The 694-nt window shown below is 66.3% G+C and carries 1 protein-coding gene; it reads left to right on the top strand.

The window, feature by feature from the left end:
- A partial coding sequence (locus tag FK268_RS23110; protein ID WP_205124524.1) for a hypothetical protein occupies window positions 1-625 on the top strand: 625 nt, incomplete at its 5' end.
- Window positions 626-694 lie beyond the last annotated feature (69 nt).

Raw genomic sequence — 694 nt, 5'->3', positions numbered from 1 at the left:
GGTTCGCATCATGACCGCACCCGACCTCGCCGCAGCCGCCGCGCCCCGATCCGATCAGCTCAACGCTGACGACCTCATCGGCGGCCCCCGCACCGTCACCATCACTGAAGTGCGACGCGGCAACAGCGAGCAGCCCGTCGAAATCGTCACCGAGGAATTCGGACCCTCGCGCCCGTACAAGCCTGGGAAGTCGATGATCCGCGTCCTCCTCGCCACCTGGGGGCCGGAAGCATCGACCTACACCGGCCGGAAGCTCATGCTCTACCGCGACCCCGAAATCACCTTCGGCCGCGACAAAGTCGGCGGCATCCGCATCAGCGCCATGTCCCACATCGACAAGCGAATGAGCATCCCCCTCACCGTCACTCGCGGCCGACGTGCACCGTTCGTCGTCGAACCTCTCCCCGCCGGCCCGCAACTCATCACCGACGACCAGGCCGACGACTTCGCACGCCGCATTCTCGAAGCCGCCACCATCGACGCCCTCAACACGATCGCCGCGGATCTGAAGACGTGGGATCTCGGCGGGCATCGACAGCGACTCGGCACCGCATGGACGGCACGAAAGAACGAGATCGAGCAGCCGGTGCAGGGCGCGATCGACGACCAGGAGCAGGCGTCATGACGCGCCAGTCTATGTTCCGCGTCCACCGCAACACCGAACCCGACGAACCGTGCGACGAACACGGCGCGA

The organism is Tsukamurella sputi (assembly GCF_007858445.1).
Lineage (GTDB): Bacteria > Actinomycetota > Actinomycetes > Mycobacteriales > Mycobacteriaceae > Tsukamurella > Tsukamurella sputi.
This window is presented reverse-complemented; position numbering and strand designations above follow the sequence as displayed.